The following is a 21461-nucleotide window of genomic DNA, read 5'->3' on the forward strand; positions in this document are numbered from 1 at the left end:
CTGTACGGCCCACAAAGCCCAAGCCGCCTGGATCGGATCTGACTTGAAGCGTCCCCTCCTCCTGCTCCTGATCAGCCTGGCCTTGAGCTCCCCCGTCAGCGCGACGATCACCGAAAGCCACGGTTATGCGCAGTTCGGCACGCTCAAGTACCCGGCCAGATTTACCCACTTCGACTGGGTCAACCCGCAAGCGCCCAAGGGCGGCACCTTGCGGGTGATGGCGTTTGGCACCTTCGATACGCTCAATCCTTACACCTTCAAGGGCACCAGCCCGGTTACCACGGCGAATTTCCTGCAATACGGCATCAACGAGCTGAACGAGCCATTGATGGTCGGCACCGGGCAGTACGCGCCGTCGGGGGACGAGCCTGCCTCCAGTTACGGCCTGATCGCCCAATCGGTGGAGTACAGCGAAGATCGCAGCTGGGTGGTGTTCAATCTGCGCCCGCAGGCGCGGTTCCACGACGGCACACCGATCACCGCGTACGACGTGGCGTTCTCCTATCGCCTGCTGCTCAAGGAAGGTCATCCGCTATACCGCACTGCCCTGCAGGAAGTGCTCCGCGTCGATATCCTCAACCCGCAGCGCATCCGGTTTGTGCTCAAGCGCAGCGGCAATCCGTTGCTGATCCTGCGTCTGGGCGAGTTGCCGGTGCTGCCCCAGCACTATTGGAAGGGCCGCGACTTCAAGGCCACTACCTTCGAGCCGCCGCTGGGCAGCGGGCCGTACCGCATCACCTCGGTCACGCCGGGGCGGCAGTTGATTTTCGAGCGGGTCAAGGACTACTGGGGCAAGGACTTGCCGGTCAATCGCGGCAAGTACAACGTCGACCGCATGGAAGTCGAGTTCTACCGCGACAGCGATGTAGCCTTCGAAGCGTTCAAGGCCGGCGAGTTCGACATCTATATCGAGCATCAGGCGAAGAACTGGGCCAACGACTACAACTTCCCGGCGATCCGTCGCGGCGACGTGATCAAGGCGCAGATCCCGCACCAGATCCCGACCCAGAGCCAGGGTCTGTTCATGAACACCCGGCGCCCGGCCTTTGCCGATATCAAGCTGCGCGAAGCCCTGGGCCTGATGTTCGACTTCGAATGGACCAATCGCGCGCTGTTCAGCGATGCCTACAAGCGCACTACCAGCTACTACCCCAACAGCGAATTCAGCGCCGTCGGCCTGCCGGTCGGTCATGAATGGCTGATGCTCAAGCCGTACAAGGATCAACTGCCGGCGCGCCTCTTCACCGAACCGTTCACGCTGCCGCAGACCGATGGGCGCGGCATTCCCCGGGAAACCATGCGCAAGGCCCTGGCGCTGCTGGCCGAGGCCGGCTGGAAGCTTGACGGCCCGCGCCTGCAAAACGCCGCTGGCCAGCCGCTGCGTTTCGAGTTGCTGCTGGTCAATCCGAACCTGGAGCGAATCCTCCAGCCGTACATTGAAAACCTCAACAGCATCGGCATCGACGCGCGCCTGCGCACCGTGGATCGTGCCCAGTACAAACAGCGTCTGGATCAGTTCGATTTCGACATGATCCTGATGACCCTCAACCAGACTCTCAGCCCGGGGCTGGAACAGTGGCAGTACTTCCACTCCAGCCAGGTCGGGGTCAAGGGCAGCAAAAATTACGCGGGCATCGCCAACCCGGTGGTCGACCACCTGCTCGAGCAACTGCTCGCCGCCCGCACCCGCGATGAACAGATCGCCGCCGGCAAGGCGCTGGACCGCGTGCTGCTCTGGCAGCACTACAGCATTCCCAACTGGTACCTAAATTATCACCGTCTGGCGTACCGCAACCGGTTCGCCTTCGTCACCACGCCGCCCTATACCCTGGGCCTGAGCGCGTGGTGGCTGAAATCTTCGGAGAAAGATCGATGAAGCCTATCCGCGCCCTGCTCGTGCAGGCCAGCGGTCTGCTGTTCGCCGGGCTGGCCTTTGCCGCCCCGCAACACGCCGTGACCTTGTACAACGAGCCGCCGAAATACCCCGCCGACTTCAAGCACTTCGATTACGTGAACCCCGACGCGCCCAAGGGCGGGATCTTCCGCCAGGCCGGCTTCGGCGGTTTCGACAGCCTCAACCCGTTCATCAGCAAAGGCGTTCCGGCCGACGATATCGGCCTGATCTACGACACCCTAGCCAAACAGGGCCTGGACGAGCCGTTCACCGAATACGGCCTGATCGCCAGCAAGATCGAAAAAGCCCCCGACAACAGCTGGGTACGCTTCTACCTGCGTCCCGAAGCGAAGTTTCACGACGGCCACCCGGTACGTGCCGACGATGTGGTGTTCAGCTTCCAGACGCTGACCAAGGAAGGCGCGCCGATGTATCGCGGCTACTACGCCGACGTTGAGGAAGTGATCGCCGAAGACCCGCTCAAGGTGCTGTTCAAGTTCAAGCACACCAACAACCGCGAACTGCCGCTGATCCTCGGTCAATTGCCGGTGCTGCCGAAACACTGGTGGGCCGAGCGTGATTTCAACAAGGGCAACCTGGAAATCCCGTTGGGCAGCGGCCCGTACAAGGTCACCGAGGTGAAGGCCGGGCGCTCGGTGCGTTATGAGCGGGTCAAGGATTACTGGGGCAAGGACCTGCCGGCCAACCGTGGATTTTACAACTTCGACGTGATGACCACCGACTATTACCGCGACAACACCGTCGCGCTGGAAGCGTTGAAAGCCGGGCAGTTCGATTACTGGCTGGAAATGGCCGCTAAAAACTGGGCCAACGCCTACAACGTGCCGGCAGTGACCGAAGGGCGGCTGATCAAGGAACAGATTGCCAACAGCAACCCGACCGGCATGCAGGGCTTCGTCTTCAATCTGCGCCGCCCGGTGTTTCAGGACGTGCGGGTACGCCAGGCCCTCGGCCTGCTGTTTGACTTCGAATGGACCAACAAGCAATTGTTCAACGGCGCTTATGCGCGCACCCGCAGTTACTTCGAAAACTCCGAAATGGCTGCCACCGGCCTGCCTGATGCAGAACAGGTGGCGATCCTCGATCCGTTCCGCAGCCAGCTGCCGGCGCAGGTGTTCAGCGAAGCCTTCGAAAATCCGAAAACCGACGCCAGCGGCATGATCCGCACGCAACAGCGCGAGGCGTATCAGTTGCTGCAAGAGGCTGGCTGGAAAATCGTCGACGACAAAATGGTCGACGCGACCGGCAAACCGGTGGTCATCGAATTCCTGCTGGCGCAGACCGAATTCGAACGCGTGTTGTTGCCGTTCAAACGCAATCTCAGCGATCTCGGCATCGATCTGGTGATTCGCCGTGTCGACGTCTCGCAATACGTCAATCGCGTGCGCTCGCGGGATTTCGACATGATGGTCGGCAGCTTCCCGCAGTCCAACTCGCCGGGCAACGAGCAGCGCGAGTTCTGGATGAGCGCCGCAGCCGACAAGGCCAGCAGCCGCAACTCGATGGGCCTCAAGGACCCGGTGGTCGATCACCTGGTGGAGAACCTGATCAACGCCGATTCGCGCAAAAGCCTGGTGGCCCACGCCCGCGCCCTCGACCGTGTGCTGCAATGGGGTTACTACGTGATCCCGAACTGGCACATCAAGACCTGGCGCGTGGCGTACTGGAACCACATCGGCCACCCGAAAGTCTCCCCCAAGTACGACATCGGCATTAACACCTGGTGGGTCAAACCCGATGCGAAACCGGCGGTAGAAGTCGAAACCCAACTGCAAGCCGACCCTGTGGGCACGGAGTAATCAGATGCTGGCGTACATTTTTCGGCGACTGCTGCTGATCATCCCGACCCTGTTCGGCATTCTGCTGATCAACTTCGTGATCATCCAGGCCGCGCCCGGCGGGCCGGTGGAGCAGATGATCGCCAAGCTCGAAGGTTTCGAAGGCGCCACCAGCCGCATTGCCGGCGGCGGTGCCGAGGTGTCGGTGGCCGGCTCCTCCTATCGCGGTGCGCAGGGCCTGGACCCGGCGCTGATCAAGGAAATCGAGAAGATGTACGGGTTCGATAAGTCGGCCCCGGAACGTCTGTGGATCATGGTCAAGAACTACGCCCGGCTGGATTTCGGCGACAGCTTCTTCCGAGACGCCAAGGTCATCGACCTGATCAAGGAAAAGATGCCGGTGTCGATCTCCCTCGGGCTGTGGAGCACGCTGATCATGTACCTGGTGTCGATCCCGCTGGGGATCGCCAAGGCCACGCGGCACGGCAGTCATTTCGACGTCTGGACCAGTTCGGCGATCATCGTCGGTTATGCGATTCCGGCGTTCCTGTTTGCAATTCTGCTGATCGTGGTGTTTGCCGGCGGCAGTTATCTGGACTGGTTTCCTTTACGCGGCCTGACCTCGAACAACTTCGATGAGCTGAGCCTGGGCGGCAAGGTTCTCGATTACTTCTGGCACCTGGCGCTGCCGGTGACGGCGCTGGTGATCGGCAACTTCGCGACCATGACCCTGCTGACCAAAAACAGCTTCCTCGACGAAATCAACAAGCAGTACGTGGTCACCGCCAAGGCCAAGGGCCTGACCCGCCACCGCGTGCTCTACGGCCATGTGTTCCGCAATGCGATGCTGCTGGTAATCGCCGGTTTCCCGTCGGCGTTCATCGGCATCTTCTTCACCGGTTCGTTGCTGGTGGAAGTGATTTTCTCCCTCGACGGCCTCGGTCTGATGAGTTTCGAAGCGGCGATCAACCGCGATTACCCGGTGGTGTTCGGCACCCTTTTCATCTTCACCCTGCTGGGGCTGGTGGTGAAACTGATCGGCGACCTCACCTACACCCTTGTCGATCCGCGTATCGACTTTGCCAGCCGGGAGCATTGAGATGAACCTGTCCCCTCTCAACCGCCGGCGCTTCGAACTGTTCAAGGCCAACAAGCGTGGCTGGTGGTCGCTGTGGCTGTTCCTGATCCTGTTCGGCCTGAGCCTCGGTGCCGAGCTGATCGCCAACGACAAACCGCTGGTGGTGCACTACGACAACAACTGGTACTTCCCGGCTATCAAGCGTTACCCGGAAACCACCTTCGGCGGCGAATTCCCGCTGGAAGCCAACTACAAGAGCCCGTACATCCGCGAACTGCTCAAGGCCAAGGATGCGTGGGTGCTGTGGGCGCCGATTCCGTTCAGCTACCAGAGCATCAACTACGACCTGAAAGTCCCGGCCCCCGCCCCGCCGTCGGCGGACAACCTGCTGGGCACCGACGATCAGGGCCGCGATGTACTGGCGCGGGTCATCTATGGCTTCCGGGTGTCGGTGCTGTTCGCCCTGACCCTGACCGTGCTCAGCTCGATCATCGGCGTGATCGCCGGCGCCTTGCAGGGTTTCTATGGGGGCTGGGTCGATCTGGCCGGCCAGCGCTTCCTGGAGATCTGGTCGGGCTTGCCGGTGCTGTACCTGCTGATCATCCTCGCCAGTTTCGTCCAGCCGAATTTCTGGTGGCTGCTGGGGATCATGCTGCTGTTCTCGTGGATGAGCCTGGTGGACGTGGTGCGCGCCGAGTTCCTGCGCGGGCGCAACCTCGAATACGTGCGCGCAGCCAGAGCGCTGGGCATGCAGAACGGCGCGATCATGTTCCGCCACATCCTGCCCAACGCCATGGTTTCGACCATGACCTTCATGCCGTTCATCCTCACCGGCGCCATCGGCACCCTCACCGCCCTGGACTTCCTCGGTTTCGGCTTGCCGGCCGGCAGTCCGTCGCTGGGTGAGCTGGTGGCCCAGGGCAAATCCAACCTGCAGGCGCCGTGGCTGGGCATGAGCGCGTTTGCGGTGCTGGCCCTGATGTTGAGTTTGCTGGTGTTCATCGGCGAGTCCGCTCGCGATGCCTTCGACCCGAGGAAGTGACATGAATCAGGACAATCTGATCGAAATCCGCGACCTGGCCGTCGAGTTCGGCATCGGCGATCGCGTGCAACGGGTGGTCGAAGGCGTGAGTTTCGACATCAAGCGCGGCGAAACCCTGGCGTTGGTGGGCGAGTCAGGCTCGGGCAAGTCGGTGACGGCGCATTCGATCCTGCGCCTGCTGCCCTACCCGCTGGCGCGGCATCCGGCCGGCAGCATCAACTATTCCGGGCAAAACCTGCTGGAGCTGGGCGAAAAGACCATCCGTCACATTCGCGGCAACCGGATTGCGATGATCTTTCAGGAGCCGATGACCTCGCTCAACCCGCTGCACTCGATCGAGAAGCAGATCAACGAGGTGCTGGGCATCCACAAGGGCCTGACCGGCAAAGTCGCGACCAAGCGTACGCTGGAGTTGCTGGAGATGGTCGGCATCCCCGAGCCGCACAAGCGCCTCAAGGCCCTGCCCCACGAACTGTCCGGCGGACAGCGCCAGCGGGTGATGATTGCGATGGCGCTGGCCAACGAGCCGGAATTGCTGATCGCCGACGAACCGACCACCGCACTGGACGTGACCGTTCAGCTGAAAATCCTCGACCTGCTCAAGGAATTGCAGGCCCGATTGGGCATGGCGCTGTTACTGATCAGTCACGATTTGAACCTCGTGCGAAGAATTGCGCATCGTGTATGTGTCATGCAGCGCGGTTGCATCGTCGAACAGGCATCGTGCGAAGAGCTGTTCCGTTCGCCGCAGCATCCGTACACTCGGGAATTGCTTGGCGCGGAGCCCAGCGGAGGCCCGGCGAGCAATAAAATCGGGGCGCCGCTGCTTGAAGTCGAGGACTTGAAAGTCTGGTTCCCGATCAAGAAAGGCCTGCTCAAGCGCACGGTGGATCACGTCAAGGCAGTGGACGGCATCAATTTCAGCCTGCCTCAGGGTCAGACCTTGGGGATTGTGGGAGAAAGCGGTTCCGGCAAATCCACCCTCGGCTTGGCGATCCTGCGGTTGATCGGCAGCAAAGGTGCGATCCGTTTTGAAGGCAAGCAGCTAGACTGCCTGACGCAAAGCGAAGTCCGGCCGCTGCGTCGGGAGATGCAGGTGGTGTTTCAGGATCCGTTTGGCAGCCTGAGCCCGCGGATGTGCGTGAATGACATCGTTGGCGAAGGCCTGCGGATCCACAAGATGGGCACCGCCGCCGAGCAGGAAGCGGCAATTATTGCGGCATTGAAGGAGGTAGGTCTGGATCCGGAAACCCGGCACCGCTACCCCCACGAATTTTCCGGTGGGCAACGGCAGCGAATTGCCATAGCCCGGGCTTTGGTGCTCAAACCGGCGCTGATCCTGCTGGACGAGCCGACTTCGGCCCTCGACCGGACGGTACAGCGGCAAGTGGTGGAGCTGTTGCGTTCACTGCAAGCCAAGTACAACCTGACGTATTTGTTCATCAGCCATGACCTGGCTGTTGTGAAAGCGCTGAGCCACCAGCTGATGGTGGTCAAGCATGGCCAAGTGGTCGAACAGGGAGACGCGCAAAGTATCTTTGCCGCCCCCCAACATCCGTATACACAGCAGTTGCTGGAGGCCGCTTTCCTGGCACCAGCCACTGCGCAATAACCTGAAAGAGGAGCAACACATGGGTTTTCTCGCCGGTAAGCGCGTACTGATCGTCGGTGTCGCCAGCAAGCTGTCCATCGCATCCGGCATCGCTGCCGCCATGCATCGCGAGGGCGCTGAGCTTGCCTTCACTTATCAGAACGACAAACTGAAAGGTCGCGTAGAAGAGTTCGCACAGGGCTGGGGTTCGAGCCCTGAGCTGTGCTTCCCGTGCGACGTGGCCAGCGATGAAGAAATCGCCAAGGTCTTCGAAGAACTGAGCAAGAAGTGGGACGGCCTGGACTGCATCGTGCACTCCGTCGGCTTCGCCCCGGGCGACCAACTGGACGGCGACTTCACCGAAGCCACCACCCGTGACGGTTTCCGTATCGCTCACGACATCAGCGCCTACAGCTTCGTGGCTCTGGCCAAAGCTGGCCGCGAAATGATGAAAGGCCGCAACGGCAGCCTGCTGACCCTGTCGTACCTGGGCGCCGAGCGCACCATGCCGAACTACAACGTGATGGGCATGGCCAAGGCTTCGCTGGAAGCCGGCGTACGTTACCTGGCCGGTTCCCTGGGCCCGGACGGCACCCGCGTCAACTGCGTATCGGCCGGCCCGATCCGCACCCTGGCAGCTTCGGGCATCAAGAACTTCCGCAAGATGCTGGCTGCCAACGAAGCGCAAACCCCGCTGCGCCGCAACGTCACCATCGAAGAAGTCGGCAACGCCGGCGCCTTCCTGTGCTCCGACCTGGCGTCGGGCATCAGCGGTGAAATCATGTACGTGGACGGCGGCTTCAACACCACAGCCATGGGCAACATCGAAGAGTAATCTTCGCGCTGCAGATAAAAAGCCCGCCTGTTGGCGGGCTTTTTCATGCCTGCGATTCCAGACAACGGGCGAACAACTGTTGAATCGGTTGAGAACGCTGGCTGTAACGCTGCAAAACCACCATCTCCCGATAAAACGTCAGCTCTCCCAGTGCGATCACCCTCACCTTCAGCGGATGCTCCAGCCATAGCCCGGCCCTAGGCAACAACGAAACCCCGAGCCCGCACTCGACCATCTTCACGATCGCTTCCAGCTCATCCAGCTCAAGCGCTACCTGAACATCAATCCGCTGCTCTCGCAGAAACTTCGTCACCAGTCGTCCACCAAACGAGTTGCGGTCATAACGCACGTGAGAATGCTCGGTCAGCAGTTGCAGCGGATCATCGCCCTCGACCGTTGTCGGCACGATCAGCACAAACGGCTCGCGACGAATCACCTGCGCCGACAGCTCCTTGGGCAATTCGAACGGTGGCTTGATCATGATCGCCAGATCGACTTCCCCGGCATCCACCTGACTCAACAGGTTCAGCGACACGCCGGGCACCAGTTTCGGCTCCACGCCCGGCGCCTGTTGCCGCAAGCGCAATAACGCCTGCGGCAACAACCCGGTTTGCGCAGTCGCCACGGCGCCGATTTTCAGCTCACCGCGAAACTCGCCGACATCTTCGCTGATCGCCATGCGGCTGAAGGTGGCGAGCATTTCCTGCGCCATCGGCACTGCGCGCTGCCCTGCCGGATTAAGGATCGCCTGTCGCCCGGTGCGATCAAACAGGCGCACGCCCAAGGCCTGCTCCAGATTGCGAATCTGCGCGCTGACCGCCGATTGCGTCAGGCCGATATGCAGACCGGCGGCGGCAAAAGTGCCATGCCGCGCCACTGCCAGAAAGGTTTTCAGTTCACGCAGCATGGGCGCCTCGACTGATCGAAATAATTTGAGCTCGGCGCAAAAACTATCGTCTTTCAATCGAAAAGCACAGCGCTAGACTCAATTCACCCCAACCGTTATTAGAGACCGCGCCTATGTCACTCAGCCCTTTCCATCTGGCCATTCCGGTGTACGACCTCGCCGCTGCCCGGCATTTCTACCGTGAAGTGTTCGGACTCGAAGAGGGTCGCTCCAGCGATCACTGGGTCGACTTCAATTTCTTCGGGCATCAACTGGTGATTCACCTGGCGCCGAAAAACGCCTCACAGGAAGCCGCGCACACCAACGCCGTGGACGGGCACGACGTGCCGGTGCCGCATTTTGGTGTGGTGCTGGGGATGGAGGAATGGCATGCGCTGGCCGAGCGCCTTAAGTCACTGGGCACGCAGTTTGTGATCGAGCCGGGGATTCGATTTCAGGGACTGGTGGGCGAACAGGCGACGATGTTCTTGTTTGACCCGTGTGGGAACGCCCTGGAGTTCAAGGCGTTCAAGGATATCGGGCAGTTGTTTGCCAAGTGACTTATGGTGCCTTCACTGGCGCCATCGCCAGCAGGCTGGCTCCCACAGGGAATGCATTTCAAATTGTGGGAGCGAGCTTGCTCGCGATGAGGCCGGCACTAGCAGCGCTTCAAAGCCTGCTTGTGCGCATACATCGCCCCGTCCGCATCCGCCAGCAGCTTGTCCACGGTGTCATGGCGCTGCGGGTTGTATTCGATCTGGCCGACGCTGAAGCGAATCGCGTAACCGCGGTGCAACGTGGCATTGCGCTCTTCGAGGATTTCCTTGAGGCGCGCCATGATCGCCGTGGTTTCGACATGGCTTGAGCCGGTCAGCAGCGCCACGAACTCATCGCCGCCCAGACGCCCGACCACATCGCTCTCGCGAAAGGCGATGCGCAGCACATCGGCGAAATTCTTCAGCGCGCTGTCGCCCTCGGCGTGCCCATAAAGGTCGTTGATCTGCTTGAAGTCATTGAGGTCGAAAAACAGCAGCGTCGCCGGTTTTTCCAGGCGTGCGCAGGCGTCGAGCGCGTGTTGGGCCAGCATCTTGAAGCCGCGACGGTTGGACAGCAGCGTCAGCTCGTCCATGCTCGCCATCTGCACGGCCATCAGTTCCTGCTCGGCCATGCCGGCCAGATCACGCAGCAAGGCGCGCTCTTCGTCGTCGAGTTCACGGGGTTTGGTGTCGATCAGGCACAAGGTGCCCATCTTGTTGCCGTTGGGCACGGTCAGCGGATAACCGGCGTAGAAGCGGATGTTCGGGTCGCCGATCACCAGCGGATTGTCGTGAAAGCGTTCGTCCTCGCGGGCATCGCGCACCAGCAGCAGTTCGTCCTTGAGAATCGCGTGGCCGCAGAACGAAACGTCCCGCGGGGTTTCGGTGGCGTCCAGGCCCACGCAGGACTTGAACCACTGCCGGTCCTTGTCGACCAGCGTGACCAGTGCGATCGGCACGTTGAACAGACGCTTGGCCAGTCGCGTCAGCCGGTCGAAGCGCTCCTCCGGGGCGGTGTCGAGCAGTTTCAGATCCTGCAGCGCTTGAATACGGACAGCTTCATTGGCGGGTTTGCCGGGTACCAGCATCACACACTCCTTTGTCGTCGATGCAGTTGAGCGTAGACCGAATCAGCAATGACTCAACTTCTCATCCGCCGGCCACCGGACATGGCCCGCCTGCATCGGCCCACAGTTTGAACTGGGTCACGAAGATGTCATGCGGCACCGGCACCGGCGCGCGCCCGGCCCCGGGATTCCAGCCCCAGAGCACCAGTTTATCTTCGTTGACATGTTTGATCAGCGCGGCGAAGTCCCGGTCGCCGTTGCTGGCGCGGTCCTTGATCATCGCGCACAAGCGATCCGGCGGCAGGCCGATCCAGGCCATCTTGTGGGCGGCTGGCGGCAGGCTCCAGTGCGGCGCGCCCGGTGGCGCGTGCGGGCCGTAACTGGCCGGCGGATTGCTTTCGGCGTGGCAGGTCGAGCACGGCAAACCGGCGGCGCCCTTGCCGTCCATGCCGCGCACCACGCTCATGGCGTGGGGGATGCCAGCGTCGAACTGCAGCGGCGAATCGCCGGGAATGTGACAGTTCTGGCAGCGCGGGCTCTGGAAGACTTTTTGCACCGTGCCAAAGGCTTTCAAGGCTTCCTGATCGTCAGCGAACAGATCCGAGGCGTAACCACCCAGCCCAAGCAGAATCACCGTGCCCAACAACAGATGTCGTTTCATCTCACACCCCCGACAAAAGCAGCGGCAGTTCCCGCAGGCGCTGCCCGGTCAGGGCGAACACCGCGTTGGCCACCGCCGGCGCCGTGGGCGGCACACCGGCCTCGCCGATGCCGCCGGGTTTGTCGGTGCTCGGCACGATGTGCACCTCGACCACCGGCATTTCATTGAGCCGCAACACCTGATAATCGTGATAGTTGGACTGCACGACATGGCCGTCCTTGAGGGTCAGTTTGCTGTGCAGCGCCATGCCCAGGCCGAAGGTGATGCACGACTCCATCTGCGCCGCGATGCTCTGCGGGTTGACCGCAATCCCGCAGTCCACCGCACAGACCACCCGGTGTACGCGGATCGCCAGATTATCCTGGGACACTTCGGCCACCTGCGCCACGTAACTGCCGAACGATTCGTGCACCGCCACGCCCAGCGCATGGCCGTCCGGCAGCGGGGCTTTCCAGTTGGCCTTCTCCACCGCCAGATTCAGCACGCCGAGATGCCGGGCGTGATCCTTGAGCAGCGTTCGTCGGTACTCCACCGGGTCCTTGCCCGCCGCCGTGGCCATTTCATCGATCAGCGACTCCATGACAAACGCGGTGTGGCTATGGCCCACCGAACGCAGCCAGAGCACGTTGATCCCGGTGGTCGGCGAATGCAGATCGACCTGATGATGGGCCAGGCCCTTGATGTACGGGCTGTCCGACACGCCTTCGACCGACGTCTGGTCGACGCCGTTCTTGACCATGGTTTTCTCGAGCATGGTGCCAGCCATGATCGACTGCCCGACCAGCACATGCTGCCAGGCCAGCGGCATGCCGTCGGGGCCGAGGCCGATCTTCGCCTGATGCAGGAACATCGAGCGGTAATACCCGCCACGGATATCGTCTTCGCGCGACCACACGGTTTTCACCGGCATCGCGGCAGCCTTGGCCACTTGCACCGCTTCGGCGACAAAGTCCGAAGTCGGGTTGGCCCGCCGGCCGAAACCGCCGCCGAGAAATTCGGTGTGGATCTCCACCTGCTCCGGCTTGAGCCCTGTGATCTTGCCGGCGACCATCTGATCCAGCGTCTGGAACTGGGTGCCGGTCCAGATCTCGCACTTGTCGGCGCTGATCTTCACCGTACAGTTGAGCGGTTCCATCGGCGCATGGGCCAGATACGGCACGCTGTATTCGACGTCGATTTTCTTCGCTGCCTTGCCGAAATTGCCCTTGGCGTCCCCAGCCTGCGCCGCCGAAGTGCCTGGAGTGGCCGCCAGTTTGCGGAAACTCGCCAACAGCTTTTCACTGCTCAAATCAGCGTTCGGCCCCAGGTCCCAATCGACCTTCAGCGCATCGCGACCGAGTTTCGCCGCCCAGTAATGCTCGGCGACCACCGCCACACCGGTCGGCACTTGCACCACTTTGTGCACGCCGGGAATCGCCAGGGCTTCTGCGCCTTCGAAGGATTTCACCGTGGCGCCGAACGCCGGGGCGCGCGCGACCATCGCGGTCATCAATCCCTCGAACTGCACGTCCATGCCGAACTTGGCCCGGCCGGTGATTTTTTCCGGGGTGTCGAGGCGTTTGGTGGGTTTGCCGATGACTTTCCAGTCCTTGGCTTCTTTAAAGGTGATCGACTTCGGATCCGGCACCGGCAGTTGCCCGGCGGCGTCCGCCAGTTCGCCGTAGGTGGCGCGGTTGTCGCCGGCAATCACCACGCCGGACTCGGTGCGGATCGTCGACGGGGCCACGTTGAAACGCTTGGCCGCCGCTTCGATCAGCATCTGCCGTGCGGTGGCGCCGGCGAGCCGGTAGCGGTCGAATTCCATCCAGGTTGAAGTGGAGCCGCCGGTAATCTGCATCCCGCCGAAACCGGGCATGCCGTAATCGGCCGCCGAGGCCGGCGAGTGCTCGACGCGGATTTTCGACCAGTCGGCGTCCAGCTCTTCGGCGATCAACATGGTCAGGCCGGTCCAGATGCCCTGGCCCATTTCCGAATGGCCGAGCAGCACGGTGACGCTGTTGTCCGCCGCAATCCGCAGGAACGCGTTCGGCGCAAAGACCTTGCCTTCATTCTCGGCTGCCATGGCAAAGCGGTTGCCGCCGGGCACCACGAACGCCACCACCAGACCACTGCCAAGCACGGCGCTGCCCTTGAGAAATCCGCGACGGGATACAGGACTGTTCATCACTCACCTCCCCTCGCTCAGCCGATGTCGGCGGCGCGTTTGACCGCCGCGCGGATTCTTGGGTACGTGCCGCAGCGGCAGATGTTGCCGGAGAGCGCCTGATCGATATCGCTGTCGGTGGGTTTGGGGATTTTCGCCAGCAACGCGGCGGCGGACATGATCTGCCCGGACTGGCAGTAGCCACATTGCACCACGTCCAGTTCGGCCCAGGCCTGCTGCACCGGGTGCGAACCGTCGCTCGACAGGCCTTCGATGGTGAGGATTTTCTGGCCATGGGCGACGGCCGTGGCCGGGGTGATACACGAGCGCAACGGTGCACCATCGACGTGCACGGTGCAGGCACCGCACTGGGCCATGCCGCAACCGAATTTGGTACCGGTCAGGTGCGCGACATCGCGCAGGACCCAGAGCAACGGCATGTCCGCGGGGACATCGAGCTCCTGATCCTTGCCATTGATGTTCAAGGTCAGCATCGGGGACTTCCTCAGACTCACGGTGTTCTGAAGGGCACTGCTACGGCTCTTGCTGGCCGTGCGCGCCTCGGCTTATCCCTTTCAGCTAAGCGCATTTTGACCCGACGACCAGCCGCTGCGACCACCGGTCATGGATCTACAGCATCGCGGCCATACGTTGCGCCGTGGCCTTGGCCGATTGCGGGTTCTGCCCGGTCACCAGTTTGCCGTCAGTCACAACATTCGAGGTGAATGGCAGAAACGCCTTTTCGTAGCGCGCCCCGCGATCCTTCATCTGTTGCTCCGAGTCGTACGGTACTTTTTTCGCGACACCAGCCAGCACTTCTTCCATCCACGAGTAACCGGTGACCTTGCGCCCAGCCACCAGCAGGCTGCCGTCCGATAGTCGCGTGTTGAGCAACCCGCAATAACCATGGCAGACCGACGAAACGATCCCGCCGCGCTCGAAGATCTCCCGGGTCAGCCTTTGCAGGCCGGGGTCATCGGGAAAGTCCCACATCACCGCATGGCCACCGGTGAAGTAGATGGCGTCGAAATCCGCGCTGTCGATCTGCTCCGGGCTGGCGGTATTCGCCAGCAGCGCCATGCTCGCCGGATCGTTCAGCCAGGCCTTCGCCGAGCGGTCGAGCATCGGCCACTTCAGCGCCCGTGGCTCCAACGGACTTTGCCCGCCCTTGGGGCTGACCAGTTGCTGCTCAAAGCCTTTTTCCGCGAACACCTGCCAGGCATGGGTCAACTCCCCCAACCACAGCCCGGTGGGTTCGGTCGGATCGGCATAGTGGGCGACATTGGTCACGACATGCAGGATACGGCGGGTCATTTGGCAGCCTCTCTCTGAGTAACACCGGCCTGACCGAACGCCGTCAGCGGCACCGGCAGGTTGAGCACGATCTGCGCGTCCTTGATCACGTCCAGCCGCAGGATCCGCGTAGCCCCGAGGCCATCGAGCAACTGGCTCAGCGGGCCGCCGTTGCGATCCAGCTGCACATCGCGGGGAAACAGACGTTGGGCAAAGGATAGTGTGTTGCTCTGCACCACGCTCTGGTGCCACAGGCCATCGACCTGATGAATCATGGTGGCGGTGCTCATGCGCGATTGCGGCGTGACGTTTTTCAGGGTCGGCAGCGACGCTTTCAGCACCAGGTCCGGCAAACCCTTGGGCCCGTCGATGCGGGCGCTGACGCTGGTGCCGATGTTCACGTTGATGTCGGCGCGCCACTTGGGCAATTGATAGCCGTGCACGCCGCGCACACGGGCGATTTCGGTGTTCACCGGCAGCGCCAGCACATGGGCGGTGAAACTGCGTCGGCGCATGGCGTCCATCAGTTCTCGCGCGTGGGAGCCACGGGCGCCGGGGCGACGCACGACAATCGCCACGGAGACCTCGTCGTACGGGTCGTTGTCGCAAACCGAATAGGAGAAAAACGTCAGCGCCACCAGGCCGTAGCCGGGAAACGCCCGCAGCGGTTCAAGCGGCGCAGGCAAGGTGGCGCGCAGTCGGTCCAGCGGCGCCAGGAACAGCAACTGCACGCTGCCGGAACGGTAATAGAAGTTCGGCGCCCAGGTCGGCCCGACTCTCGACGCGACCTGCTGCTTGGGAATGCGCCGGAAGAAGTCGATGTTGCCGGCTGCCTTGTCCCGGGCCACTTCGTCGAGGTTGGGGTTCATCCGGAATCGGTCGTAGTAGCCGCCCTCCAGCACTTCGACCTTGTGCGTTCCGAATTCCACCTTCGTAAAGCGCTTGTTCATGTTCGCTGACCTTCTTGCTGATTGACCCGGCGGATGGCCGGTGAGCAAGACTCTAAGGTTCAACCAAACTTTAAGGTCAAGCGCACAACGGCTATGGCCCATCATTCACGCCAGCGATGACCGTTCGGAACTTGCTTGACCTTGAAGTGCACTTCAATCCTAGAGTTGATAACGCTTGTCATCACTCCCTTCGGGGTCACGTTCCGCATTTTCCAGGAGTCGCGAACATGGGATATGTCACAACGAAAGACGGCGTCGAAATCTTCTATAAGGACTGGGGCCCGAAAGACGCCCCGGTGATTCACTTCCACCACGGCTGGCCGCTCAGCGCGGACGACTGGGATGCACAGATGCTGTTCTTCCTCGCCCAGGGCTTCCGGGTCGTGGCCCATGATCGACGGGGGCACGGGCGTTCGAGCCAGGTCTGGGACGGCCACGACATGGATCATTACGCGGACGATGTGGCGGCGGTGGTCAACCATCTGGGGACGCAGAAAGCCGTGCATGTCGGCCATTCCACTGGTGGCGGCGAAGTGATTCATTACATCGCCCGGCATGGCGAAGATCGAGTACCCAAAGCCGCGATCATCAGCGCGGTGCCGCCGCTGATGGTGAAAACCGAGAGCAGCCCCGGTGGTTTGCCCAAATCGGTGTTCGACGATCTTCAGGCGCAACTGGCGGCCAATCGCTCGCAGTTCTATCACGACGTGCCGGCCGGCCCGTTCTACGGCTACAACCGCCCCGGCGCCAAACCTTCGGAAGCGGTGGTCCTGAACTGGTGGCGCCAAGGCATGATGGGCGGCGCCAAGGCGCACTACGACGGGATCGTTGCGTTCTCGCAGACCGACTTCACCGCCGACCTGAAAAGCATCTCGATCCCGGTGCTGGTGATGCACGGCGACGACGACCAGATCGTGCCCTATGAAAACGCCGGTGTGCTGTCGGCGAAACTGCTGAAAAACAGCACGCTGAAGATCTATCCTGGCTTCCCCCACGGGATGCCGACCACCGAAGCGCCGACGATCAACGCGGATCTGCTGGCGTTCATTCGCGGCTGATCATATCGGCCGGGGTCAGGCGCCCTGCCTGCCCCCGGCTATTCTTCGGCTCGCTCCGCTCGCTCGCGATCACGCACGTAGTGTCGGGACAAAGGAAAGTCCGGCAGCCACGATTCGCGACGCACCGTCCACAGCTCATAGGTGGGCTGGAACTGATCCGGTGCATCCAGCGCGCCCAGGCTCACCTCGACCTCATCGCCACTGCGGCCAAACACCGACGAGCCACAGCGCGGACAGAAATGTCGCCCCGCATAGTCATGGGTTTCGCCAGTAATCGTCACCGCCGCCTCGGGAAAGATCGCCGACGCGGCAAACAGCGCGCCATGGTGTTTGCGGCAATCAAGACAATGGCAAACGCCAACCCTGTAGGGTCGCCCCGACGCCTCGATCCGCACTTCGCCGCACAGACAACCGCCGGTCAATCGGTCCATGGGACACCTCGTCTGAAAATGGAATATCCGGTGAGTGAAAATAGCAGCCCACTGGGGGAACGCTTACAATCGTGGCCCATTAACACTACTCAGGCAGAACCGTTCTTTCATGGCGCTCGATCCTCTCACGATGCTCACCATTTCCACCGCCCTGGCCGCGGCGGCCGCCCTGTATCTGGCGGTCGAATGGCGCAGCATCCGCGAACCTTCCCTGCTGTTCTGGAGCGCCGGTTTCGCCACCATCACCGTCGGCTCGAGCCTGGCCCTGTTGCGCGCCAACGGTTATCCGCTGATCGGCATCTGGTTTGCCAACGGCCTGCTGGTGGTCGCGCACTGGCTGTTTCTGCTGGGGGTCGCGCGATTTACCCAGCAGCGCTTGTCGCGGGCCTGGTACTTGATGTTCCTGCTCTGGCTTTCGTTGCTGCTGTTACCGGAAGATCCGTCGTGGTCGAAGATCATGCTGATGGCCAACTCGCTGCTGGTGGCCGCGCTGATGCTGCGGGCCAGCCTGTTGCTGCGACCGCACGGCAAATCGTTGAGCGTCGGCGCAGTGCAGTTGCGTTATGTGCTGCTGATCCACGGCGCGTTCTATTTTACCAAGGCGATCATCGCGGTGATTCCCGGCACGCTGATCGATCTGGCGTCGTTGCGCGGCGAAATCATTCAGATATCCCTGGTCGAAGGCGCGATGGCGATCATGCTGATCGCGCTGTCGATGACCGGCACCGAGCGCTACCGCCGGGAAAAGCAGATTGCCGAACTGGCCGCCCGAGACCCGCTGACCGCGCTGTACAACCGCCGCGCCCTGGAAGTCCGCGCACCGCGTCTGCTCGATGAAGTCTCCAGCGCCCGCCCCGGCGCCCTGCTGCTGATCGACATCGACAACTTCAAACTGATCAACGACCTGTACGGCCACACCGCCGGCGACCGCTTGCTCATCGCCCTCAGCGAAATGATCCGCGCGGTGCTGCCCAAAGGCGCGCTGGCAGCACGGCTGGGCGGTGACGAATTCGTGATGCTTCTGGGCGATGCGTCCCACGCACAGATCATGGTGCTGGGCAGCGCGCTGCGTGAGCAGTTTCAGCAGATGACGTCCCAGACCTACACCACTCCGCAGGCCGTCACCCTGAGCATCGGCGCCAAGGTGTTCGATCAGCCGCCGGCCAGCCTCGCGGCGTTGATCGAACAGGGTGACAGCGCGCTCTACGAATCCAAGCGCGGCGGTCGCAACCGGATTCAACTGGCCGACTACACCTGACCTATCCTTGCCTGCATCCCGCGATCCCGGAGCCCGTCATGTCCTCGCCTGAATCCACCCTCCTCCAGAGCTGGCACCACAACGCCCGGGCCTGGACCGAAGCCGTGCGCAGCGGCGCCATCGAGAGTCGCCGGCAGGTGACCGATCAGGCCATTCTGCTGGCCATCATGGGGCGCCAACCCGAACGCGTGCTCGATCTGGGATGCGGCGAAGGCTGGCTGTTGCGGGCGCTGGCCGAGCGAGGATTCGAGGCGGTCGGCGTCGACGGCGATGCGACGCTGGTCGAGGCCGCGCGGGTGGCCGGTTCATCGCCCGTGCATGTCGCCAATTACGAAGATCTGGTTGAGGCGAAGGTCGACATCGGCCGTGATTACGACCTGATCTGCGCCAATTTTTCCCTGCTGCATCAGGACATCATCCCGCTGCTCGCGGCGATGAATGCCCTGCTCGTGCCCGGCGGTGCTGTGGTGATCCAGACGCTGCATCCTTGGTCGGCCGCAGCGGGCGATTATCAGGACGGCTGGCGGGAAGAAACCTTCGACGGGTTTCAGGGCGAGTGGTCGCCGATGCCATGGTATTTCCGCACCCTGTCCAGTTGGCTGAATGCGCTGGACATGGCCGGCCTGCAATTGACCGGCCTGCGCGAACCGCAGCATCCGCAAAGCCCGGTGCCGCAGTCGTTGTTGATGATTGCCGAGCGTCGCAGTTAAAACGCTAGAGCCTCGGCTTGAGCAATATCCCGGTGTAATGCCGCAAAAACAGCGCGAACCCCGCGCACCAGAGCACCACCGACAGCCCCAGCCCAAGACTGGAAAACGGCACCAGCAACACCCGGCAACTCGCCGCGATCAGCACCAGCGAAAAGCCCAGCACCATGCCTTTCGATGGCTGCAACAACCGGCCGGTGTGCCCAAGACTGACCCGCGCGATCATCGCCAGAATCAACCCGCCCACCCCGCCGACCGCCAATGCATGGGTCGCCAGGCTTTGCTGGCCGATCAATCCCAGATGCCACACCGCCATGGCCCAGATTGCCAACGCCATCCAGGCGTAAGCCAGGTACAGCGACCAGAGCAGCGGCACGCGCCACATCCCGCGATCATGCCAGCGGATCAGCCGCATCAACTGCAAACTGCCGGTCAGCAGGAACAGGCTCGCCAGCCACGGTCGTGGCGAATCATTGAGACCGGCCGCAAAAGTGACGGCGGTCAGCAGGCTGCCGATCAACAGCAAACGTGTTAACAGTGGGTTGACGACCGGTGTCGGCGGACGGTTCAAGCCGCGCTGGATAAAGAACGGAATCACCCGCCCGCCAATCACGGTCATCAGCGCCGCCACCAGCCACAACGCGCCCAACACACCCTGGCGTTGCAGGCCGGCGTCGTCGTTGTACAGGCCGATCAAAGTCAGCGCCTGACAACCGGCCATCAACCCCAGCACCAGCACAATCGGGTAGTTATCGCGTTTGCGCGCTGCGACCAGATCCCGTCCCAGCATCACCACCAGCAGCGGCAGAAAACCCCATTGCAGCGCCAGAATCAGCCCGGTCGGCAACGGCAGCCACCAGGCCAAACGCCCGAGCAGCCAGACCGACACCAAGGCTATCAACGCCCCGCCGCGCACGCCGGGAATGCCGGTCCAGTTGGGCACCGCCGTCAGCAGAAACCCGGCAACGATTGCCGACGCAAAACCGAAAGGCATTTCATGTCGATGCCAGGCAAGCATGCCGCCCACCGGTTGCAAATCAAACCAGTGGCCGTAAAGCCACAGGCCCCAGATCAGGATCGCCAGCGCGGCGAATCCGGCCCCGGCCAGAAACAGCGGCCGAAAGCCCAGGCTGAACAGCGGTGCATCGGCAAGTCTGCGCATGTTCAAGCCACCACGGCGGCGTGATGCTGGCCCAGCCGATATTGAGACAGGAGCCGCATCACGTAGCCGATTTTCAGCAGTGTCGGGCCGATGATGGTCATGGCATGCATCGCCACCAGCAGCGCAATCGGCATGTGGCCCTGATAGAGGTAGGCGCCGTAGATGCCTGCCAGCAACATGACCAGACCGGCGACGAGCACTTTGCTCGACAGGTGCAGAACGTTCAGCGGACTTTCGAAGAAAGCGAACATGGTGGCGTACTCCTGATCGGTTCAGTGGGTACGCTGGATGTATCAACTCTCGTGCCAGATTTTTACCCCAGCAAAATCAGCAGGTTGAGGATTACGTAGTCAATCAGACCTCACACCGAATTAGTCATAACGACTAACCAAGAAGTCAAACAGACTACAAATCAGCTTCCACACCCGGCAACCCTCCCAAAAGCAAACCAATATCATTTGCGCAGCTTCGACCCATTTGCTTTAATCGCGACCCATTCTTATTTGGACCGCTGACAACGGTCGCCCTGGACGCTTGCTCAGAATGACGGTCGCCGACACCTCTCTCGTGCAAAACCTCTACGTCAGCCATCACCGCTGGCTGCACGAGCTATTGCGTCGACGCCTGAGCAACGCGATGGATGCCGCCGATCTGGCGCACGACACGTTTATCCGCGTGCTCAAGCGTCCGCAGGCGTTCAACTGTGAAGTCCACGAGCGCTCGCACCTGGCGACCATCGCCCGCGGTCTGTGCGTCGATCACTGGCGCCGCCGGCAACTGGAACAGACCTGGCTGGAAACCCTGGCCAACCGCCCGCCGGCCCTGCAACCGTCGCCGGAGCAACAGGCGATCATCGTCGAGACCCTGCACGAAGTGGACGCCATGCTCGCGCGCCTGCCGCAACGGGTCAGCGAAGCGTTCATCCTCGCCCAACTGCACGACATGCCTTACCGGCTGATCGCCGAACAGATCGGCGTCAGCGAGCGGATGATCAAGAAATACCTGGCCCAGGCGATGATGCATTGCGCGATCCTCGAGGCCGAACTCGACGGCCTGCTGATTGAGTAAGG

21 protein-coding genes are annotated in these 21461 nt (G+C 62.0%); 11 read left to right on the forward strand and 10 right to left on the reverse strand.

From position 1 onward, the window contains the following. The first annotated feature begins 43 nt into the window (after window positions 1-43). From PMI24_RS19670 to fabI, 6 genes are read left to right on the forward strand one after another with little or no spacing between them, the layout of a single operon-like run. A complete protein-coding gene (locus PMI24_RS19670; RefSeq protein WP_007956941.1) occupies window positions 44-1876 on the forward strand; it encodes an extracellular solute-binding protein in 1833 nt (610 codons plus the stop codon). Then, window positions 1873-3714 carry an extracellular solute-binding protein gene (locus tag PMI24_RS19675; RefSeq protein WP_007956942.1) on the forward strand — a complete coding sequence of 614 codons (1842 nt, stop codon included), beginning with the start codon at window positions 1873-1875 and terminating at the stop codon, window positions 3712-3714. The genes PMI24_RS19670 and PMI24_RS19675 overlap by 4 nt, the downstream gene beginning before the upstream one ends. Window positions 3715-3718: 4 nt before the next feature. Continuing rightward, a complete protein-coding gene (locus PMI24_RS19680; RefSeq protein ID WP_007956943.1) occupies window positions 3719-4792 on the forward strand; it encodes a microcin C ABC transporter permease YejB in 1074 nt (357 codons plus the stop codon). A gap of 1 nt (window position 4793) precedes the next feature. Beyond that, the gene (locus PMI24_RS19685) at window positions 4794-5813 is read left to right on the forward strand and encodes an ABC transporter permease (RefSeq protein ID WP_007956945.1); all 1020 of its coding nucleotides are present in this window, start codon (window positions 4794-4796) and stop codon (window positions 5811-5813) included. A 1-nt stretch (window position 5814) separates the two neighbouring features. Further along, complete coding sequence (locus tag PMI24_RS19690; RefSeq protein WP_007956946.1) at window positions 5815-7425, forward strand: ABC transporter ATP-binding protein; 1611 nt, start codon at window positions 5815-5817, stop codon at window positions 7423-7425. 19 nt (window positions 7426-7444) lie between these two features. Continuing rightward, a complete protein-coding gene (gene fabI / locus PMI24_RS19695) occupies window positions 7445-8239 on the forward strand; it encodes an enoyl-ACP reductase FabI (protein ID WP_007956947.1) in 795 nt (264 codons plus the stop codon). Window positions 8240-8282: 43 nt separating this feature from the next. Here fabI and PMI24_RS19700 read toward each other — a convergent pair whose 3' ends face one another. After that, window positions 8283-9146 (reverse strand): LysR family transcriptional regulator, encoded by an 864-nt coding sequence (locus tag PMI24_RS19700; RefSeq protein WP_007956948.1) that lies wholly within the window; start codon window positions 9144-9146, stop codon window positions 8283-8285. Window positions 9147-9259: 113 nt separating this feature from the next. Here PMI24_RS19700 and PMI24_RS19705 point away from each other — a divergent pair, with 113 nt between their 5' ends. After that, complete coding sequence (locus tag PMI24_RS19705; protein ID WP_007956949.1) at window positions 9260-9685, forward strand: VOC family protein; 426 nt, start codon at window positions 9260-9262, stop codon at window positions 9683-9685. Window positions 9686-9783: 98 nt separating this feature from the next. Here PMI24_RS19705 and PMI24_RS19710 read toward each other — a convergent pair whose 3' ends face one another. The 6 genes from PMI24_RS19710 to PMI24_RS19735 all read right to left on the reverse strand — a co-directional run bounded on the left by PMI24_RS19710 (window position 9784) and on the right by PMI24_RS19735 (window position 15775). Then, window positions 9784-10749 (reverse strand): sensor domain-containing diguanylate cyclase, encoded by a 966-nt coding sequence (locus PMI24_RS19710; RefSeq protein WP_007956950.1) that lies wholly within the window; start codon window positions 10747-10749, stop codon window positions 9784-9786. Window positions 10750-10810: 61 nt separating this feature from the next. Continuing rightward, a complete protein-coding gene (locus PMI24_RS19715) occupies window positions 10811-11389 on the reverse strand; it encodes a hypothetical protein (RefSeq protein ID WP_007956951.1) in 579 nt (192 codons plus the stop codon). Between the two features lies 1 nt (window position 11390). Continuing rightward, window positions 11391-13553, reverse strand: coding sequence for a xanthine dehydrogenase family protein molybdopterin-binding subunit (locus PMI24_RS19720; RefSeq protein ID WP_007956952.1), 2163 nt, complete (start codon window positions 13551-13553; stop codon window positions 11391-11393). 17 nt (window positions 13554-13570) lie between these two features. After that, a complete protein-coding gene (locus tag PMI24_RS19725) occupies window positions 13571-14026 on the reverse strand; it encodes a (2Fe-2S)-binding protein (RefSeq protein ID WP_007956954.1) in 456 nt (151 codons plus the stop codon). A 136-nt stretch (window positions 14027-14162) separates the two neighbouring features. Continuing rightward, window positions 14163-14846, reverse strand: coding sequence for a type 1 glutamine amidotransferase domain-containing protein (locus tag PMI24_RS19730; RefSeq protein WP_007956960.1), 684 nt, complete (start codon window positions 14844-14846; stop codon window positions 14163-14165). Beyond that, a complete protein-coding gene (locus PMI24_RS19735; protein WP_007956962.1) occupies window positions 14843-15775 on the reverse strand; it encodes a hypothetical protein in 933 nt (310 codons plus the stop codon). Before PMI24_RS19735 ends, PMI24_RS19730 begins: the two co-directional genes overlap by 4 nt. A 227-nt stretch (window positions 15776-16002) precedes the next feature. On the opposite strand from PMI24_RS19735, the gene PMI24_RS19740 reads away from it, so the two are divergent. Continuing rightward, a complete protein-coding gene (locus PMI24_RS19740; RefSeq protein WP_007956963.1) occupies window positions 16003-16833 on the forward strand; it encodes an alpha/beta fold hydrolase in 831 nt (276 codons plus the stop codon). Between the two features lie 38 nt (window positions 16834-16871). On the opposite strand, the gene PMI24_RS19745 is transcribed toward PMI24_RS19740, so the two are convergent. Beyond that, on the reverse strand, window positions 16872-17264 hold the full coding sequence (locus PMI24_RS19745; protein WP_007956965.1) for a GFA family protein: 393 nt from the start codon (window positions 17262-17264) through the stop codon (window positions 16872-16874). Window positions 17265-17373: 109 nt separating this feature from the next. On the opposite strand from PMI24_RS19745, the gene PMI24_RS19750 reads away from it, so the two are divergent. Together PMI24_RS19750 and PMI24_RS19755 are read left to right on the forward strand one after the other, a co-directional pair. After that, window positions 17374-18522: a GGDEF domain-containing protein gene (locus PMI24_RS19750; protein ID WP_007956967.1), complete on the forward strand. Its 1149-nt coding sequence runs from the start codon at window positions 17374-17376 to the stop codon at window positions 18520-18522. Between the two features lie 38 nt (window positions 18523-18560). Next, complete coding sequence (locus PMI24_RS19755; RefSeq protein WP_007956974.1) at window positions 18561-19232, forward strand: class I SAM-dependent methyltransferase; 672 nt, start codon at window positions 18561-18563, stop codon at window positions 19230-19232. Between the two features lie 4 nt (window positions 19233-19236). On the opposite strand, the gene PMI24_RS19760 is transcribed toward PMI24_RS19755, so the two are convergent. Beyond that, on the reverse strand, window positions 19237-20391 hold the full coding sequence (locus PMI24_RS19760; protein WP_007956975.1) for an NnrS family protein: 1155 nt from the start codon (window positions 20389-20391) through the stop codon (window positions 19237-19239). Between the two features lie 2 nt (window positions 20392-20393). Then, a complete protein-coding gene (locus PMI24_RS19765) occupies window positions 20394-20642 on the reverse strand; it encodes a hypothetical protein (protein ID WP_007956977.1) in 249 nt (82 codons plus the stop codon). A 292-nt stretch (window positions 20643-20934) separates the two neighbouring features. On the opposite strand from PMI24_RS19765, the gene PMI24_RS19770 reads away from it, so the two are divergent. Continuing rightward, window positions 20935-21459, forward strand: coding sequence for a sigma-70 family RNA polymerase sigma factor (locus PMI24_RS19770; protein ID WP_007956979.1), 525 nt, complete (start codon window positions 20935-20937; stop codon window positions 21457-21459). Window positions 21460-21461 lie beyond the last annotated feature (2 nt).

Origin of the sequence: Pseudomonas sp. GM25 (assembly GCF_000282255.1) — a bacterium.
GTDB classification, from domain to species: Bacteria; Pseudomonadota; Gammaproteobacteria; order Pseudomonadales; family Pseudomonadaceae; genus Aquipseudomonas; species Aquipseudomonas aphyarum.

Bases quoted from the DNA above. Each gene is read 5' to 3' on its own strand.
- PMI24_RS19675 (WP_007956942.1), top strand. From the start codon at position 1,873: ATGAAGCCTATCCGCGCCCTGCTCGTGCAGGCCAGCGGTCTGCTGTTC.
- PMI24_RS19680 (WP_007956943.1), top strand. From the start codon at position 3,719: ATGCTGGCGTACATTTTTCGGCGACTGCTGCTGATCATCCCGACCCTG.
- PMI24_RS19685 (WP_007956945.1), top strand. From the start codon at position 4,794: ATGAACCTGTCCCCTCTCAACCGCCGGCGCTTCGAACTGTTCAAGGCC.
- PMI24_RS19690 (WP_007956946.1), top strand. From the start codon at position 5,815: ATGAATCAGGACAATCTGATCGAAATCCGCGACCTGGCCGTCGAGTTC.
- fabI (WP_007956947.1), top strand. From the start codon at position 7,445: ATGGGTTTTCTCGCCGGTAAGCGCGTACTGATCGTCGGTGTCGCCAGC.
- PMI24_RS19700 (WP_007956948.1), bottom strand. From the start codon at position 9,146: ATGCTGCGTGAACTGAAAACCTTTCTGGCAGTGGCGCGGCATGGCACT.
- PMI24_RS19705 (WP_007956949.1), top strand. From the start codon at position 9,260: ATGTCACTCAGCCCTTTCCATCTGGCCATTCCGGTGTACGACCTCGCC.
- PMI24_RS19710 (WP_007956950.1), bottom strand. From the start codon at position 10,749: ATGCTGGTACCCGGCAAACCCGCCAATGAAGCTGTCCGTATTCAAGCG.
- PMI24_RS19715 (WP_007956951.1), bottom strand. From the start codon at position 11,389: ATGAAACGACATCTGTTGTTGGGCACGGTGATTCTGCTTGGGCTGGGT.
- PMI24_RS19720 (WP_007956952.1), bottom strand. From the start codon at position 13,553: ATGAACAGTCCTGTATCCCGTCGCGGATTTCTCAAGGGCAGCGCCGTG.
- PMI24_RS19725 (WP_007956954.1), bottom strand. From the start codon at position 14,026: ATGCTGACCTTGAACATCAATGGCAAGGATCAGGAGCTCGATGTCCCC.
- PMI24_RS19730 (WP_007956960.1), bottom strand. From the start codon at position 14,846: ATGACCCGCCGTATCCTGCATGTCGTGACCAATGTCGCCCACTATGCC.
- PMI24_RS19735 (WP_007956962.1), bottom strand. From the start codon at position 15,775: ATGAACAAGCGCTTTACGAAGGTGGAATTCGGAACGCACAAGGTCGAA.
- PMI24_RS19740 (WP_007956963.1), top strand. From the start codon at position 16,003: ATGGGATATGTCACAACGAAAGACGGCGTCGAAATCTTCTATAAGGAC.
- PMI24_RS19745 (WP_007956965.1), bottom strand. From the start codon at position 17,264: ATGGACCGATTGACCGGCGGTTGTCTGTGCGGCGAAGTGCGGATCGAG.
- PMI24_RS19750 (WP_007956967.1), top strand. From the start codon at position 17,374: ATGGCGCTCGATCCTCTCACGATGCTCACCATTTCCACCGCCCTGGCC.
- PMI24_RS19755 (WP_007956974.1), top strand. From the start codon at position 18,561: ATGTCCTCGCCTGAATCCACCCTCCTCCAGAGCTGGCACCACAACGCC.
- PMI24_RS19760 (WP_007956975.1), bottom strand. From the start codon at position 20,391: ATGCGCAGACTTGCCGATGCACCGCTGTTCAGCCTGGGCTTTCGGCCG.
- PMI24_RS19765 (WP_007956977.1), bottom strand. From the start codon at position 20,642: ATGTTCGCTTTCTTCGAAAGTCCGCTGAACGTTCTGCACCTGTCGAGC.
- PMI24_RS19770 (WP_007956979.1), top strand. From the start codon at position 20,935: ATGACGGTCGCCGACACCTCTCTCGTGCAAAACCTCTACGTCAGCCAT.